At 63.0% G+C, this 16,503-nt stretch carries 14 protein-coding genes and 1 tRNA gene; 10 read left to right on the forward strand and 5 right to left on the reverse strand.

Going from position 1 to position 16,503, the window contains the following annotated elements:
• Positions 1-382 precede the first annotated feature (382 nt).
• Both fumC and GRZ55_RS00405 read left to right on the forward strand, forming a co-directional pair.
• Positions 383-1,774: a class II fumarate hydratase gene (fumC, locus tag GRZ55_RS00400; RefSeq protein ID WP_169284904.1), complete on the forward strand. Its 1,392-nt coding sequence runs from the start codon at positions 383-385 to the stop codon at positions 1,772-1,774.
• A gap of 118 nt (positions 1,775-1,892) precedes the next feature.
• On the forward strand, positions 1,893-2,303 hold the full coding sequence (locus GRZ55_RS00405) for a DoxX family protein (RefSeq protein ID WP_169284905.1): 411 nt from the start codon (positions 1,893-1,895) through the stop codon (positions 2,301-2,303).
• Positions 2,304-2,363: 60 nt separating this feature from the next.
• On the opposite strand, the gene hisG is transcribed toward GRZ55_RS00405, so the two are convergent.
• The 4 genes from hisG to GRZ55_RS00425 all read right to left on the reverse strand — a co-directional run bounded on the left by hisG (position 2,364) and on the right by GRZ55_RS00425 (position 6,550).
• Complete coding sequence (gene hisG / locus GRZ55_RS00410) at positions 2,364-3,062, reverse strand: ATP phosphoribosyltransferase (protein WP_169284906.1); 699 nt, start codon at positions 3,060-3,062, stop codon at positions 2,364-2,366.
• On the reverse strand, positions 3,062-4,180 hold the full coding sequence (locus GRZ55_RS00415) for an ATP phosphoribosyltransferase regulatory subunit (protein ID WP_169284907.1): 1,119 nt from the start codon (positions 4,178-4,180) through the stop codon (positions 3,062-3,064). Before GRZ55_RS00415 ends, hisG begins: the two co-directional genes overlap by 1 nt.
• Complete coding sequence (hisS, locus tag GRZ55_RS00420; protein ID WP_169284908.1) at positions 4,177-5,625, reverse strand: histidine--tRNA ligase; 1,449 nt, start codon at positions 5,623-5,625, stop codon at positions 4,177-4,179. The genes GRZ55_RS00415 and hisS overlap by 4 nt, the downstream gene beginning before the upstream one ends.
• Positions 5,626-5,725: 100 nt before the next feature.
• On the reverse strand, positions 5,726-6,550 hold the full coding sequence (locus GRZ55_RS00425; RefSeq protein WP_169284909.1) for an EF-hand domain-containing protein: 825 nt from the start codon (positions 6,548-6,550) through the stop codon (positions 5,726-5,728).
• Positions 6,551-6,984: 434 nt separating this feature from the next.
• Here GRZ55_RS00425 and GRZ55_RS00430 point away from each other — a divergent pair.
• Positions 6,985-7,060: transfer RNA gene (locus GRZ55_RS00430), tRNA-Phe, on the forward strand.
• Between the two features lie 199 nt (positions 7,061-7,259).
• Positions 7,260-8,153, forward strand: coding sequence for an AraC family transcriptional regulator (locus tag GRZ55_RS00435; RefSeq protein ID WP_210257163.1), 894 nt, complete (start codon positions 7,260-7,262; stop codon positions 8,151-8,153).
• 11 nt (positions 8,154-8,164) lie between these two features.
• Here GRZ55_RS00435 and GRZ55_RS00440 read toward each other — a convergent pair whose 3' ends face one another.
• A complete protein-coding gene (locus GRZ55_RS00440; RefSeq protein WP_246734471.1) occupies positions 8,165-10,201 on the reverse strand; it encodes a TonB-dependent siderophore receptor in 2,037 nt (678 codons plus the stop codon).
• A gap of 398 nt (positions 10,202-10,599) precedes the next feature.
• On the opposite strand from GRZ55_RS00440, the gene GRZ55_RS00445 reads away from it, so the two are divergent.
• The 6 genes from GRZ55_RS00445 (at position 10,600) to GRZ55_RS00470 (ending at position 16,462) form a co-directional block, all read left to right on the forward strand.
• Positions 10,600-11,526: an iron-siderophore ABC transporter substrate-binding protein gene (locus GRZ55_RS00445; protein WP_246734472.1), complete on the forward strand. Its 927-nt coding sequence runs from the start codon at positions 10,600-10,602 to the stop codon at positions 11,524-11,526.
• The gene (locus tag GRZ55_RS00450) at positions 11,523-12,560 is read left to right on the forward strand and encodes an iron ABC transporter permease (RefSeq protein ID WP_169284912.1); all 1,038 of its coding nucleotides are present in this window, start codon (positions 11,523-11,525) and stop codon (positions 12,558-12,560) included. Before GRZ55_RS00445 ends, GRZ55_RS00450 begins: the two co-directional genes overlap by 4 nt.
• Positions 12,561-12,634: 74 nt before the next feature.
• Positions 12,635-13,597 carry an iron chelate uptake ABC transporter family permease subunit gene (locus GRZ55_RS00455; RefSeq protein WP_246734473.1) on the forward strand — a complete coding sequence of 321 codons (963 nt, stop codon included), beginning with the start codon at positions 12,635-12,637 and terminating at the stop codon, positions 13,595-13,597.
• Entirely contained in the window at positions 13,594-14,448 is an 855-nt protein-coding gene (locus tag GRZ55_RS00460; RefSeq protein WP_169284914.1) for an ABC transporter ATP-binding protein, read from the forward strand. The genes GRZ55_RS00455 and GRZ55_RS00460 overlap by 4 nt, the downstream gene beginning before the upstream one ends.
• Positions 14,445-15,503, forward strand: coding sequence for a DUF2218 domain-containing protein (locus tag GRZ55_RS00465; protein WP_169284915.1), 1,059 nt, complete (start codon positions 14,445-14,447; stop codon positions 15,501-15,503). Before GRZ55_RS00460 ends, GRZ55_RS00465 begins: the two co-directional genes overlap by 4 nt.
• Positions 15,504-15,661: 158 nt before the next feature.
• On the forward strand, positions 15,662-16,462 hold the full coding sequence (locus GRZ55_RS00470) for an endonuclease/exonuclease/phosphatase family protein (protein ID WP_169284916.1): 801 nt from the start codon (positions 15,662-15,664) through the stop codon (positions 16,460-16,462).
• The last annotated feature ends 41 nt before the right edge of the window (positions 16,463-16,503 follow it).

Below are 16,503 nucleotides of genomic sequence, written 5' to 3' on the forward strand. Positions count from 1 at the left end.
AATCTATCTGCCTACGTTCAATGATATATGGATATCTCAGGGCGTCAAATCTGCTTATGCAAATGAAACACCACTCCAATTTCAAAACATCTTAGAAAAGGGAATTCGAATGATACATACATCCGACTTAAGGTCGTCTTGCCTATATAATCGATAGATGAAATACCTTCTCATTCAAGTCGAAATTTTTTTTCGACGTTTCAATAAGATCGGCGCATTTGGGAATGTCGTTCTTTCGCGCCCAGGCCAGAGAAAAGGCTGTATACAGCGAGGTTTCGAGTTGCCGGGTCGCCTTGCCGAAGCAGGACACAGGCATCCGGTCATTGCGTCGCCGCATCGCCTGCCATATTAGATCGCTCGGCAATAGGAGGCACCGGCTTTCATGATGACTATGCGCACCGAGACAGACACTTTCGGCCCCATCGATGTTCCCGCGGACCGCTATTGGGGCGCGCAGACCCAGCGATCACTCCAGAACTTCAAGATCGGCACCGACCGCATGCCATTGCCCGTCGTTCGCGCTCTTGGGATCGTCAAACAGGCCGCCGCTGACACCAACATGGCGCTGGGTTTGCTCGACGCCGAGATCGGCGCGAAGATCGTGGCCGCCGCCGCTGAAGTCGCCGATGGCAAGCACGACGACCACTTTCCGCTTGTCGTATGGCAGACCGGATCGGGCACGCAATCCAACATGAACGCCAACGAGGTGATCTCCAACCGGGCGATCGAGATGCTGGGCGGCGAGATGGGCTCCAAGAAGCCGGTCCATCCGAACGACCATGTCAACATGAGCCAGTCGTCCAACGACACCTTCCCGACGGCCATTCACATCGCCGTGGTCATGGAAACGCATCGCGTGCTTCTGCCGGCATTGGACCATCTTATCGGCGCGCTTTCGGAGAAGGAAAAGGCCTTCGCCGACATCGTGAAGATAGGCCGTACCCACACGCAGGACGCCACTCCGCTGACTCTGGGCCAGGAGTTCTCCGGCTATGTCGCGGCGCTGATCTATGGTCGGCGGCGGGTGGTCGAAAGCCTTCACGACGTGCATGCGCTGGCCCAGGGCGGCACAGCGGTTGGCACCGGCCTCAACTCGCCGGAAGGCTTCGACACGGGCTTTGCCGCCCGCGTTGCCGAACTGACGAGCCTTCCCTTCCGCACCGCAGAGAACAAGTTCGAGGCGCTGGCAAGCCATGGCGCCCTGACCTATTTCCACGGCGCACTGTCGGCGCTCGCGGCAGACCTCTTCAAGATCGCCAACGACATCCGTTTCCTCGGCTCTGGTCCGCGCTCAGGCCTCGGCGAATTGGTGCTACCGGAGAACGAACCCGGCTCTTCCATCATGCCGGGCAAGGTCAACCCGACCCAGGCCGAAGCACTGACCATGGTCGCCACCCGCATCATGGGCAACCAGACCACCGTCGAGATGGCCGCCAGCCAGGGTCATTTCGAGCTCAACGTGTTCAAGCCGGTCATCGCCGACGCGGTGCTTCAATCCGTGCGGCTCGCGGGCGACGCCATGCGTTCCTTTGCGGACAATTGCGTGGTCGGGATCGAGGCCAACGAGCGCCGGATTGCCGAACTCATGCAGCAGTCGCTGATGCTGGTGACCGCACTCGCGCCGAAGATCGGCTATGACAATGCGGCCAAGATCGCCAAAACGGCGCACAAGAATGGCACTACCTTGCGCGAGGAGGCCCTGGCTACAGGACTGGTAAGCGAGACGGAATACGACACCATCGTGCGGCCGGAAAAGATGGTGCGTCCGGGCTGAGCAGACCATCGATCGTTCGGAATATGTGAACAAACAGTCGGCGGTTTGTGATCTCGCGCGAACGGTGAGAATGCGTATCTTCGGCCGCCTGTTGCACCGCACAATCTCCGAGGATCACATGACCACGACCAATTCCGCCACGCTTCTCGTCGCCCGTATCTTCCTGGCGATCCTGTTCATCGTTTCCGGCCTCGGCATCCTGGCCGCGCCGTCCGGCTTTGCCGGCTATATGGGCGCGATCGGCCTGCCCTTCCCGACGCTCGTCGCCTGGGTCATCATCGCACTCAAGGTGCTGGGCGGCCTCGCCATCCTGGTCGGCTTCCAGACACGCTACGCGGCTTACGCCATCGCCGCCTTCACCATCGGATCGGCTTTCCTCGGCCACATGGACTTCTCCGACCAGATGGAAATGACGGCCTTCATGAAGAACTTCGCCATTGCCGGCGGCTTCCTCGCGCTCTCGGTCGCCGGTCCCGGTGCCTGGTCGATCGATGCCCGTCGCCGTGAGCCTGCGCTGGCCCACGCCTGATCGACCTCATGGTCGGCAAGAAGCCCGGATCAATCGATCCGGGCTTCTTTCATATGAGGGTCAGCTGTTGGCGTTCAGGCGCTCGGCCAGTTCGCGGATCGCGACATCGTCGGCCGTAGATCGGCCCTTGCGCGAGACGGCAAGGCAAGCCTCGGAGCGCAGTATCACACCGTCGGACAGCACCTTCAGGTGGTTGGCTGTCAGGGTCGAGCCGGTGGTCGTGATGTCGACGACCACGTCGGCCGACCCGGCAGCGGGTGCACCTTCCGTGGCGCCCAGGCTTTCCACGATGCGGTAGACCTGGATGCCGTGCTGAGCAGAAAAAAACCTCTGGGTCAGCCGCCAGTACTTGGTGGCGATCCTGAGCCGCCTTCCGTGACGCTGCCGGAAATCCGCTGCAACGTCGTCGAGGTCGCCCATCGTGTCGACGTCGAGCCAGCAAGCAGGGACGGCAACCACCACATCGGCGCGTCCAAAGCCCAGTCTGGCGGCGATCTCGATGCGGTCGTCCATGTCTGCCAGGCTCTCCTGCAGGAGATCCTCGCCGGTAATGCCGAGATCGACCTTGCCCTGGCCCAGCTCGCGCGCGATCTCGCCAGCCGAGAGCAGCGCAACCTCGATGTCATCGCGCCCCTTGACGACCGCTCTGTAGCGACGGTCGTCACCCGGCTGCTCGATCTCGAGCCCGGCGCCAGCGAGGCGCTCCAGCGCCGCCTCCTTCAAGCGCCCTTTGGAGGGGAGGGCCAGTGTCAATGCCATTACGCGCCTTCCCGCAATGCCGCGACCCGGTCGAGCCAAACTGAAAACCCAACGCCTGGAATAGGCGCCCCTGAACCCAGAAGGGTCAAGAGTCGGTCGTAGCGCCCGCCGCCAACCAGCGTGCGGTCGCTCCCCGACACCGAGACCTCGAAAACGAGCCCTGTGTAATAGTCGAGCGGCCGCCCAAAGCCGGCATCGTAATATGCGACATCTTCCGGCAGCCCGTGCTCGGCCAGCACTCTGGCACGCGCGCCGAATGCTTCCAGCGCCGCCCCTAGAGAAATGCCCGTCTCGCCCGCAAAGGCACGCAGCGCGTCGCCCGCTCCTCGCAGCGGCACCCGTATGGACAGGAAGGCCTGCAATGCCGCCAGCGCGTCCGGCGCAAGGCGAACGCTGGCAAGTTCGGACTTCTCGATGAGGCGCGCTGCAATATCTTCGGGCTGACGGCCCGCATGAGCCGATATGCCGGCCTCCTCCATGCGTTCGGACACATGGCTGGCAAGCATCTGCTTGTCGCCAGCAGCGACAAGTTCGACGACATCGTCTGGCAGTGGCGGCCTGCGTGGTGGGTTGGCCAGATCGGCCAAGGCGGATTTCAGCAGTTCCGGCGACCCAAACGCGCGGGCAAGCCGCTTCTGCCAGCCACGCGGCAGACCGAGTGCCGCCAGCACCGCCTCGAATACCCGCTGGTCACCGAGCGTAACACCGAGCGGCCTGCCAGGCAGCAGGGCTGCAATCAGCGCGTGGGCGTCTGCGATGGAGCGCGCATCGGCCTGAGCCGTATCTGCGGTGCCCAGATCCTCAATGCCCGCCTGAAAAAACTCGGCCCCGCCTTCGCGGCGCTGGCGGAATACTTCGCCTAGATATGCATAGCGACGCGGCGTGCCCGATCGATTGGCGATGTGATCCAGACAGACCGGAATGGTGAACTCCGGACGCAGACACAGCGTCTCGCCCGTCTCGCTTTCGGTAAGAAATATACGGCGGCGCAGCTCCTCGCCTGCCATGTCGAGAAAGGGGTCAGCCGGCTGGATTACCGGCACCTCGACCAGTTCAGCCCCGCGCGCGGCGAAATGGGCAAGGATGTCGTCGGCAAAGGCGGGATAGCGCGCGGTCATCCCCGCTCCACCGCCTGGGCGTCGATGACGCCGCGGACTGCCTCGACCAACTCTTCTTCCTTCACGGAAAACTGCGCCGGGCGGCTTCCGCGCCATTCGGTGTTGTCGGTGATCTCGGCCGCGGCTCTGGCGCCGGCGACGAGGTCCTTGATCTCTACCTCGCCTTTTTCGCGCTCGTCACCGCCTTGGATGATGACGCAGGGCGCGCCGCGCCGGTCGGCATATTTCATCTGCGCCTTCATGCCCGACCCGCCGAGATACATCTCGGCGCGGATGCCGGCATCGCGCAGGCTGGCGACCATCTTCTGGTAGCGGCCGAGGCTTGTCGTGTCGCGATCCATGACCAGCACGACCACGGGGGCGATCGTGCCGGCATCGTTCAGCTTGCCGAGATTCTTCAGCGCCGTCATGAGGCGCGAGACGCCGATGGAAAAGCCTGTCGCCGGCACGTCCTGGCCAGTGAAACGCTTGACCAGCCCATCATACCGCCCGCCGCCGGCAACCGAGCCGAAGCGTACGGTCTCGCCCTTTTCGTTGGTGACGGCGAAGGTCAGTTCGGCCTCGTAGACGGGACCGGTGTAATATTCGAGGCCGCGCACGACGGAGGGGTCGATCTTCACCCGTCCGTCGTCGTAACCGGCGGCCCTGCATAGGGCCTCGATCTGGTTCAGTTCCTCGACACCTTCGTTGTTCTCGATTGCGCCGGTCTCAATGTATCCGAGCACCATGGCGATAGCATCTTCATCCAGCCCGGCACCCTTCGTAAAATCGCCACTCTCGTCCAACCGGCCCTTGCCCAGCAGCAACCGCACACCCTCCGGTCCGAACTTGTCGAGCTTGTCGATCGCCCGCAGCACGCCGAGTCGCCGGCCGGCATTCTCGTCGCCGCCAAGCCCGATCGCCTCCAGCACGCCGTCGAGCACTTTCCGGTTGTTCACCCGGATCACATAGTCGCCGCGCGCGATGCCGACCGCTTCCAGCGTGTCTGCCATCATCATCGCCATTTCGGCATCGGCCACCACGCCGGGCGAACCGACGATGTCGGCATCGAACTGCATGAACTGGCGGAAGCGACCCGGCCCCGGCTTCTCGTTGCGGAACACCCAGCCCTGGCGATAGCTGCGATACGGCTTCGGCAGCTTCTCGAAATTCTCGGCCACAAAGCGCGCCAGTGGCGCGGTGAGGTCGTAGCGCAGCGACAGCCACTGCTCGTCATCGTCCTGGAAGGAGAACACGCCCTCGTTCGGCCGGTCCTGGTCGGGCAGGAATTTGCCGAGCGCGTCGGTAAATTCGATCATCGGCTGCTCGACGGGCTCGAAGCCGTAGAGTTCGTAGACGGCGCGGATCCGGCCCATCATCTCTTCGCTGGCGCGGATGTCTTCCGGCATGCGGTCGACAAAGCCGCGCGGCAGCCTTGCTCGCGTACGTTCAGCCTTGTCAGCCATGTGAGAATCCGCCTGCAAAAATGAAAAAACCGGCGCCCGCGAAGGGCGCCGGTGTCCTAACCGATCAGGCCGGAAGCGGCAAGGCCGCCGTGTCCGACCGCTATTCGGCTGCGGGCGCGCGGCGCTGGTGCCAGCCGCCCCGGCGCGGGCGCTCGCCGCTTTCCATGCGCTCCATGCGGGCGAAGGCGCGCTCGGCGCGTTCGTCCACGGAGGCCAGGAACTCATCGCGCGAGATTTCGCCATTTCCGTCCGCATCGAGCCTGTCGAAGCGGGCGGCAGCCTGTGTTTCCAGAAGGGTCGAAAACTGCTCGAGATTCATGCCATCGCCCATCATGGCGCGCATCTCCCGCATGTGCTCAGGCCCCTGGCCGCGCATGCCGCGCCCTTCCGTGCGCTCCGCGCCGGCCTGTCGGCGCTCCGAAAAGCGCTCGACACGAGCCTGCATGCCGGTCTCGAACTCCTCCAGCGAGATCATGCCATCGCCATCGGTGTCGAGACGAGCGAACGCCTCCGCCGTGCGTTCGCCCAGGCGTTCGGCGCGCTGATCTGCGTCCATGCCACGCGTTCCGCCGCCGCGCGCGGCGCGCGGACCACCGCGCTCACCAGCACTGCGGGTAACGATACCGTCTTCGTTGGGACCCATGCGCGCGAACATGGCTTCGGCGCGTTCGCTCGCGGCTGCGACGAACTCGTCGCGCGAGAGGACCCCGTCTCCGGCAGCATCGAGCGCGTCGAACCGAGCGGTTGCCTGTTCCCGCATGTGCTCGGTGAAGCCTTCGAGCCCCATTTCCTGCATCTGCTCGACCATCTGGGCACGGCCAGCCTGACGATCGGTTCGCTCGCCGTCCGCAGGCGCCTGGGCATGGGCGGCCTGCCCTGCAATGGCGACCGAGGCCAGAAGGGTGGCAATGACGATCTTGTTCATCTGGTGTATCCTTGTCTGATGTCGGGCAAATCACCCAGCCCCACAGTGACCGATCTCACATTACCGCGCGCTTGCCGGCGCATTACATGTGGGTAAGGCGCGGCGGCCGTCATTGACCCCTTGGGCGATGATGGAACCTCTTGTGGCGGTCTGGTTCTCATCGCCTTTCCGGCTTGCTGCTGTTTGCCGTCGCGGTCGGTTGGAAGAAACAAGACGATGCGGTCGCTGCGCCACGCCCGGTCGCATGAAGCCACCCGACATGGAGCCGCATCCACCGCCAGACGATGCGGCGCCATGTCTGATCATGCGAGGTTAATTATCGCCTTTAGCCTGCTGGACAGGGGATAAACTCGTGATATAAACCCGACGCTTTCCGGCGGTCGACCAACGCCGCCGGGTCGACGATTTCGCACCATGCGGTCTCGACAATGCGTGCCCAGGTAGCTCAGTTGGTAGAGCAGCGGATTGAAAATCCGCGTGTCGGCAGTTCGATTCTGTCCCTGGGCACCACTTCGCCTCTTTCGTCTCCCCTTCCTGCCTGCACCTAAGCTCCCGATCGTCGGCAACGCTCCGCAGATTCCTGCTTTCTGTCGCAGCATGGACGCGCCTTGCACCGCTCCGGAAACCAGACTAAGAAAGTCAAGTTTTATCAGGTCTCGTCACCAAAACGATCAGGGGTGCACACCGCGTTGAGTGGAAAGGTTCTGGCATGAGCTTCATGCCCGCTATGACCTGGCGCACTGAAGGTATCAGCGTGCGGGCGCCCGTAAAGTGGCGGGCCTTCGATGGAATGATGGGCGCCTTCTGGGAAGCTGAATGCCATGGAGGCGCAACCGGGTATTATCTGGCCGAAGACCCGCGCATCATGATCTTCTTCGACAATGTGTCGGGCATCATCACCCTGTCCAACAGCAGCGCAGGCGACATGACCTGCTTTCGACCAATGCAGCGTGCGCACTATATTCCCGCCGGAATGCCCATGTGGACAAGGACAGAGACCCTCCACGCCTTTGCCCATCTCAATCTGCACATCCACAAGGACAGGCTGCTGCGCTTCCTCACCCAGTCCATCGGCCGATCGGCCGCCCTTGAGGCGATGCGCCGACCCGTCGAGACGCAGGACGTCGATGCGATCGAGCCGCTGGCGCGGCTTGTCGTCGATGAACTCGCACAGCCGACACGGCACCCGATCTTCATCGAGAGCCTCGTCGGCAGCATCGTGGCCGGATTACTGGACATCAACGATGCGACAGGCAGTAGATGTGCCGGGCGCCTGACGCAGGCGCAGATGAAGAAGGTCGTGGCCCATGTCGAAAGCCGGGGCTTTGGGCGCGTGACGGTCGCCGAGATGGCTTCGGTCGTGGGGCTTTCGGAAAGCTGGTTTGCCACCGTGTTCAAGCAGACCACCGGTGAAACGCCACTGCAGTGGAAGCTGGCCAGGCGCATCGACATGGCCAAGCAGATGCTGCTCGAAAACCACCATCCGCTGGCCGAAATCGCTGACCGCCTTGGATTCTCCGATCAGGCTCACCTGACGAAGGCGTTTCGCCAAGTGGTCGGCGAAACGCCCGCGGCCTGGCGCCGGACGCGCCTGTCCGCCTGATCCTGCGTGGCCTACCAGGTATGGCGAAGCGTTGCTGTGACGGATCGGCCCGGATTGTAGAAATCGGCCCCGAACCCGCCATAAGCGACATGCTTGGTGTCGAAGATGTTGGTCACGTTCATCTGCAGGGCCGTGTTTTCCTGGAGCTGATAATTGAACGAGGCATCGAACACGACGTTGCCGCCGGTCGACTGCGTGTTGGCGTCGTTGAAGAAATAGGCCCCCGTGTAGCGCGCGCCGACACCAAAAGTCATGTCGCCCCGCACGCCGTTGCCGCGCAGCGTATAGTCGGCCCATAGCGAAAAGCTGTGATTGGGGACGAAGGACAGCTGGTTGCCGATATTGCCGGCGGTGCCATTCTCCACGATCTCCGACATCATGTAGGAATAGGCGGCGATCAGATTGAAATTGTCCAGAACCTCCGCCTTTGCCTCGAGCTCGATACCGCGCACCCTCACCTCTCCGATGGTCTCGGGAAGATTGGTTGCGGGATTGGTGCGGGTGATGTTGGTCTTGGTCAAATCGTAGATGGCAGCCGTGAACAGAGCCGGGAAGGCCCAGGGCTGGTATTTGATGCCGGCCTCGCGCTGATGGCCACGCTCGGGCTCGACGCCGATTGAGGGCGGCGCAACCGATTCCGCGTAGCTGCCGTAGACAGAGAACTGGTCGGTGATTTTGTAGGTGAGCGCGCCACGCTTGGTGAGTTCGCTCACATCGGCCTCGCGGGTGACGCCGGACAGGTTGTTCGTCGAACTCAGGTCCAGCCAGTCGTTACGCAGGCCGATCGAGGCGATCAGCTTCTCGCTGAACGTGAACTCCTGCTGGACGAAGAGCGCGCGGCCCGACTTGCGACCATTGGTGCTGGCGAAGAGCGGCACGGATGCCGGCGCGCCGGTATAGACCGAGTTCGTCCAGTCGATGCCGGGCGCCGCGCCAAAGAAGCTATCGTTGCGGGTGCGATCATTGCTGTATTCGGCGCCCACTATGGTGCGGCTGTCGATGCTCTCCCAACTCGTATCGTATTGCAGCCGCCCGTCCATGATGAAGTGCTCGCGGCTGGACTCGTTGCCGAAGAAGGAGCGGCTGGCGATGGTCGACCCGTCTGTCGGCGTGGCCGAGATATAGGCATAACCGAAATCGGTGTTTGACCGACTGTAGCGCGCGTTGGACGCGAAGGTCAGGCCATTGTCGAAATCATGATCGAACATGACGCTGACCGTGTCGCGTTTCACACCACGGAAATTGTAGTCGGGCTCGCCGAAGAACCTGCTGCGGTCGAAGTCCGTGCCCACGGGATGGCCGCCGCTGCCGGGCACGCCATCGCGCGAAAGATGGTCGTAGACCACCGTCAGGTTCGTCAGGGCAGTGGGACGCCACGTGAGGCCGCCCATAATGAAGCGGTTGTCGTCGCGCGAGAAGTCGTATTCTGCATGAGCTTTGCGGAACGTGCCGGTGAGGCGGTAGGAGAGGGTTTCGTCGCTGGTGATGTTGTCACCGAAATCGAACCCGACTTCGCCGCGCCGGAAAGATCCTCCGCTGAGATAGGCCTCGCCGAAGCGCTCGGTCCGCGGCGTCTTCGTGACGTAGTTGACCGAGCCCCCCGGATCGGAAACGCCAAATGACGAGGAATTGGCACCCTTGAGCACTTCAGCCCGCTCGAAGGCGTAAGGCTCCTCGCGAATGCCGCCGAAAGGCGCACCGATCGCCAACCCGTCGCGGTAGACCCATGCATCGAAGCCGCGGATCTTGAAGAAGTCAAAGCGGTCATCCGAACCATAGAAGTCGGTTACCGCGCCGGCGGTGTATTGAAGCACCTCTTCGGTGCTCTGGACGTTGCGGCGGCGGAACTCTTCGGCCGTGATGACAGAGACGGATGCCGCCTCGTCAAGGAGTGGCGTCGCCAGCTTGCCGCCACCCGTGGTCCCTCTGGCAACGATGGACTTCTGATCGTCGTCACCGACACCGGAGCCCGCGCCCTCGACCACGATTTCGGGCAGAAGCGTTGATCCGTCCTCCGAGACCTCCTGGGCCAGGGCCGCGCCGGACATCATCAATACAAGCCCGGTCGAGCATAATAGCGCGCGCGTGCGTGCTCCCCCTGCTCTCGGCGTGTCGTTCGATACGTTCTGCCCACTCACCATCGTTGATCCCACCATAGTCGCCGTTCGCCTGATCGATGCGCAATAGCGGCCGCCTGAGTGCCGCATGCGATGCCGGCTCAATTAACTTGAATGGAATTGTCATGTATTGGCAAATTCCGCGCTTTTGTATGTTCCTGCGGGAAATTTGAGATTCTGGCGCCCCGTCGGCCGCAGGGCGTTGACGCCCACCGTCGAAAGCTGACAGAGAAAGTCCACTTTTCACCTGCGAGGACGTTTCCATGGTGTGGCGCTCTGTTTTCATTTGCCCGCTGGTCTGCCTGCTGGGCCTCTTTCCGGCTGTGGCGATGGCCGAGGGCACGAATGGTTTTCCGCTCACCATCGAACATGCCTTCGGCACGACGGTGATAGACAAAAAGCCGACGCGGCCGGCCACGGTTGCGTGGGCAAACCATGAAGTTCCCCTGGCCCTGGGCGTGGTTCCGGTCGGCTTTGCCCGCGCCAATTTCGGCGACGACGACGGCAATGGCCTGCTGCCTTGGGTTGAGGACAGACTGGCCGAACTCGGCGCCGAGCCTCCGATCCTTTTTGACGAAGGCGACGGGATCGACTTCGAAGCGGTGGCTGCGAGCGAACCGGATGTTATCCTTGCCGCCTATTCGGGTATCAGCAGGTCAGATTACGAGACGCTAAGCCAGATTGCGCCGGTCGTCGCCTATGTGGGCACACCCTGGTCGACGGACTGGCGCGAGATGATCCGCCTGAACAGCGCGGGACTCGGTATGGTTGCCGAGGGCGAAGACCTGATCGATCGCCTCGAAAACGAGATCGCAGCGCGCGTGGCTGACCATCCCGAACTAAGCGGCAAATCGGCGATGTTCCTGACCCATCTCAATGCGTTCGACCTCGGCACGATCAATTTCTACACGATCAACGACACGCGCGTTAAGTTCTTCCAGGATCTGGGATTGGGCAATCCTGCAAGCGTTGCCACGGCGGGTGAAGACGGTCGTTTTGCGGCCTCCATCAGCGCCGAGCGCATCGACGAATTCGATGATGTCGACATCGTGGTCACCTACGGCGACGATCAGCTGCTGGACGCCGTCAGGTCCAACCCGCTGATCTCGCGGATGCCGGCGATCGCCGATGGCGCCCTGGTTGTGCTCGGGCGCAACCCGTTGGGCACGGCTGCCAATCCAACCCCGCTATCGATCCCCTATGTCCTCGACGCCTATGTCGACATGCTTGCCAAGGCAGCCGGGAAGCGGGAATGAGGTCTGTCTCAGCGGGCGTGCTGCCTCCGACGATCGGGCGCTCTGGCCACAGGCGCGGTCTCGTGCTTGCTGGACTTGTGCTGTTTCTGCTGGCGCTGTGCGCGGCGTCCATCACGGTCGGCGCTCGCAGCGTGGCGTGGGCCGATATTGTTGCGGCGCTTTCGGGACAAGTCGAGACGGTCGGCCAGGCAGCCGTGGCACTGCGGGTTCCGCGCACGCTGCTGGCGGTGATCGCCGGCGCCGCGCTCGGTCTCGCGGGCGCGGTCATGCAGGGCGTCACGCGCAATCCGCTTGCCGACCCCGGCATTCTTGGCATCAACACCGGTGCTGCCCTCGCCGTCGTGATGGGCGTGGCGTGGTTCGGGATGGCTTCCACGGGCGCTTTCGTCTGGGCCGCCACCGTCGGTGCCGCGCTGACGGCCATCTTCGTCTATGCGGTCGGCTCCATGGGGCGGGGCGGGGCAACGCCGCTGAAGCTGACCCTGGCGGGAGCGGCGACCTCCATCGCACTCGCCTCTCTAGTCATTGCCCTGGTGCTGCCCCGTAACGATATCGCCGGAGGTATCCGTGCCTGGCAGATCGGCGGCGTCGGCGGTGCCAGCTTCGAGCGTATCCTGCCTGTGCTGCCCTTCATTCTGGTGGGCCTTCTGCTGTGCGCCCTCTCGGCCAAACGGCTCAATTCGCTGGCACTGGGCGACGAACTCGCGGCGGGACTCGGCGAACGCGTCGCCATCGCACGTGCGACCGCGGCATTCGGGGCCGTGCTGCTGTGCGGGGCGGCCACGGCCGCATGCGGGCCCATCGGATTCGTCGGTCTTGTCGTGCCGCATCTCTGCCGCCTGCTCGTCGGTGTCGATCACCGCTGGCTGCTGCCATACTCGGTTGTCGGCGGCGGGTGTCTGCTGGTCCTCGCCGATATTGTGGGACGCGTGGCCGCACGTCCGGCCGAAATCGATGTCGGCATAATCACCGCCCTTGTCGGCGCTCCGTTCTTCATCTGGATCGTCCGGCGTCAGAAGGTGCGTGAGTTATGATCACGCTACCGGCATCATCGTTTTCCAATGCTGAGGATCGAGCACGGCGCCTGCGGCGGGAAGCCGGCATCACCATGATCCTGGGCGCGCTGTTGCTGGGCGTTTTCGGCCTGACGCTGATGCTCGGTCAATCCTACACCCCTCCGGGCGAGGTGCTTCGTGTTCTCCTGGGCGAGGAGGTGCCGGGAGCCGCATTCACGGTAGGGCAATTGCGGCTGCCACGTGCGGCAATGTCCATTCTTGCCGGCATGAGCTTTGGACTGGCAGGCGTGGCTTTCCAGATCATGCTGCGCAATCCGCTCGCCAGTCCCGACATTATCGGCATCAGTTCGGGCGCCAGCGCAGCCGCCGTCTTCGCCATCGTCGTCCTGTCGCTCAGCGGAACAGCCGTCTCCGTTTTCGCCGTGATGGCGGGACTTGGCGTCGCCATGACGATCTACGCCCTCGCCTTCCGCGATGGCGTGGTGGGCACGCGGCTGATTCTCATCGGCATCGGCGTCTCGGCAATGCTGGACAGCTTCATCGCATATGTTCTTTTGCAAGCACCCGAATGGACGCTCCAGGAAGCGCTGCGATGGCTGACGGGAAGCGTCAACAGTGTCCGTCTTGATCAGGCCGCAGCGCTGGCTGGTTCCCTGTTCGTCTTCGGTGGATTGCTCCTGTCGCGCACCCGCGAGCTGGAGGCACTCAGGCTGGGTGACGACAGCGCCGCGGCGCTTGGCGTGAATGTGACCTGGACTCGCATAACAGTCATCGTGGCAGCCGTCGGCCTGATCGCCATGGCAACGGCGGTTACGGGCCCGATCGCCTTCGTGGCCTTCCTGGCCGGTCCGATCGCGGTTCGGATTCTGGGGCCACGCGCGTCTCTTCTGATCCCCTCAGCGCTGGTCGGCGCGCTTCTGGTGCTGGCGAGCGATTATGTCGGCCAGTTCCTCCTTCCCAGCCGCTATCCGGTCGGCGTCGTGACTGGCGCACTCGGGGCTCCCTATCTCATCTATCTGATCGTGCGTGCAAACCGAACCGGGCGAAGCCTATGAACCCGCATTCCCTCTCCATCGAAGGCATTTCGGTTCGCTATGGCGGACCTGACATACTTCATGCCCTTGATCTGAATGTTCCCGCCGGCAAGACCACCGTGATCGTCGGCGCCAATGCCTGCGGCAAGTCGACCCTGCTGCGCGCCATGTCACGGCTGGTCACGCCCCACCACGGGCAGGTCTTGCTGGACGGCAAGGCGATCCACCGCATGGCCTCCAGAGAACTGGCCCGCACGCTGGGGCTTCTGCCGCAATCCCCCCTGGCGCCAGAAGGGATCACGGTGGCCGATCTGGTTGGACGTGGGCGCGCGCCCCATCAGGGCATGTTCTCGCGCTGGACGCGTGAAGACGACAAGGCGGTCGAACATGCGTTGGAGGTCACTGGCACGACGGCGCTGGCCGAACGCGCCATCGACGAACTGTCCGGCGGTCAGCGCCAGCGCGTCTGGATCGCTATGGCGCTTGCCCAGCAGACCGACATATTGCTCCTGGACGAGCCCATCACCTTTCTCGACATCCGCCATCAGATCGAGGTGCTGGATCTGCTCGCCGAGCTCAATCATGTGCAGGGCACGATGGTCGTCATGGTCCTGCATGATCTCAACCTTGCCGCGCGCTATGCCGACAATCTGGTCGCCATGGTAGACGGACGAATTCACGCGGCGGGCAGTGTCGAACAGGTGCTGACCCGCGAAACGATCCGCGCGGTGTTCGGCGTGGACAGTCGCATCGTTTCCGACCCGATCTCGGGAAGGCCGCTGATGCTGCCGATCGGCCGCCACAACAATATGCTCCGGGAAGACGACGATCCGGTCCAGGTCCGGATCGAACTGGAAGGTGATCTCGCATGAACTCCGCAGCCCCGTTCAAACTGTCCGGTACGGCACACACTACCGATGTCGGCGCCATGCTCGATCAGATGTGCGAACATTTCGTGGAACACGCCGAGGTTCAGCGGCAGGGCCGCCATGCCTTCTTCACCAGCCGCAGCGGCACCGCCAGCCTGCGGGCAGAGGGTCGCCGCATCCTCATCGATCTTGCCAGTCCTTCACAGCACGCACTGCAGGCGAGCCGCAACGTCATTGCCGAGCACATGTTCTTCTTCGCCGGCGACGAGCCTTTCGATCTCCATTGGGCGACCGATTCCCAGCCCGGCATCCTGACGAACCTGCATCATGTGACGGTCGTCGGAACCGAGAAGGTGACGCCGCTGATGCTGCGCGTGAAGTTCTCATGCGCAGACGTCTCGCCCTTCATCGGCGGCGACATGCATGTGCGGCTCCTGGTTCCGCCAGCGGGCCGGCAGCCGGTCTGGCCGACACTCGGCGCCGACGGCCGCGTGGCGTGGCCTGGAGGGGACGATACACTTCTGGTTCGCGCCTATACGATCCGCAAGGTCGATGTGGGGCGCGGCGAGCTGTGGATCGATTTCTTCCAGCATCCCGAGCCTGGCATCCTCACGCCGGGGGCCGATTTCGCTCGGGATGCACCACCCGGCATGGAAGTTGCGCTTCTCGGTCCGGGCAGCGGTCATCTTCCACAGGCGCGACGCATCTTTCTGGCCGGCGACGAAAGCGCCCTGCCCGCCATTGCCCGGATCGCGGAGGAAGTTCCGGCTGGCACGGAACTGCGCGTGCTGATCGAAGTAGCCGACGAGAACGAGGAACAGCGGCTTGCCGGGGCCGGGTCGCTCGACATTCGCTGGCTGCACCGCAACAGTCATAGCGGCAACAGCGGAACGGTTCTGAGCGAAGAGATCATGATCATGATCGAAACGCTTGATGAGGACTGGTTCGTCTGGGTGGCCTGCGAGAAGCAGGACGTGCGAGCGGTCCGAAACCTTCTCAGAAAACGTGGCCATGATCGAAGAAACATGTATGTGGCCTGGTACTGGGAACACGCGTAAACGGTGAGGTGCACTCCGTGGTCTCGTGAGGGCCGGGCCGTTCCTCACGCGACGCCGCGCCGGGGGATCGGGCCCGAACGTCTCCGGCGCAAGCACCGAGACAGCACGGGTTGATCTTCACATGCCCTCAGGGACCGTCAGGCAGGGAATGGGCTGATATGAGAATCATGAGTCTGAATGGATGGGGCGGCAAACTCCATGAAGCCTTGATATCCTATATCCAGTCGGCCCAGCCTGACGTGCTTTGCCTGCAGGAGGTGGTTCATAGCCCGGAGACAGCGAAGGATTGGCTGACCTACCGAGACGGGGAACATATTCTGCCGCAACGCGCAAATTTCTTCCGCGACGTTTCGGCGGCATTGCCGGACCACGCGGGCATATTCTGCCCGGCAGCCCAAGGCGTACTCTGGGATGACGACGAGGCCGTCCCATCGCAATGGGGGCAGGCTACTTTCGTCCACCGTTCACTGCCCATCACCGAGCAAGCCCAAGGGTTCGTACACAAATCCTTCTCTCCCCATGGGTACGGCGACCATCCAAGGTCGCGGTGCGCCCATGCGATCCGGGTCTATGACGACACGCGAGACCAGGCGATTAGCATCGCACATATGCACGGCCTGCGAGATCTCGGCGGGAAAATGGATACGCCCGCCAGACGTGCCCAGGCCGAAAGGCTGGCCAGCTTGGTGATGCAGATCGCACAGCCCGACGATCCGCTGATCGTGTGCGGGGATTTCAATGTCGAGCCCAGAAGCGAGACGTTCGACGTTTTGGGCAAGATCGGCCTGACGGACCTGGTCACGACCAGGGGATTCGAAGGGACGCGGAGTTCCCATTACCGAAAGTCTGGAAAATTTGCCGACTACATGCTTGTGAATCGACACGTGCCCGTTCGCCATTTCACCGTGGTGAGGGAACCGGAGGTGTCAGACCACTGCCCGCTCGTCCTTGATATCTGACGGTGTCGCGTGTCGGCTCTCGGAGAAATCCGCGGCAGTGA

The organism is Chelativorans sp. ZYF759 (assembly GCF_012911015.1).
GTDB lineage: Bacteria > Pseudomonadota > Alphaproteobacteria > Rhizobiales > Rhizobiaceae > ZYF759.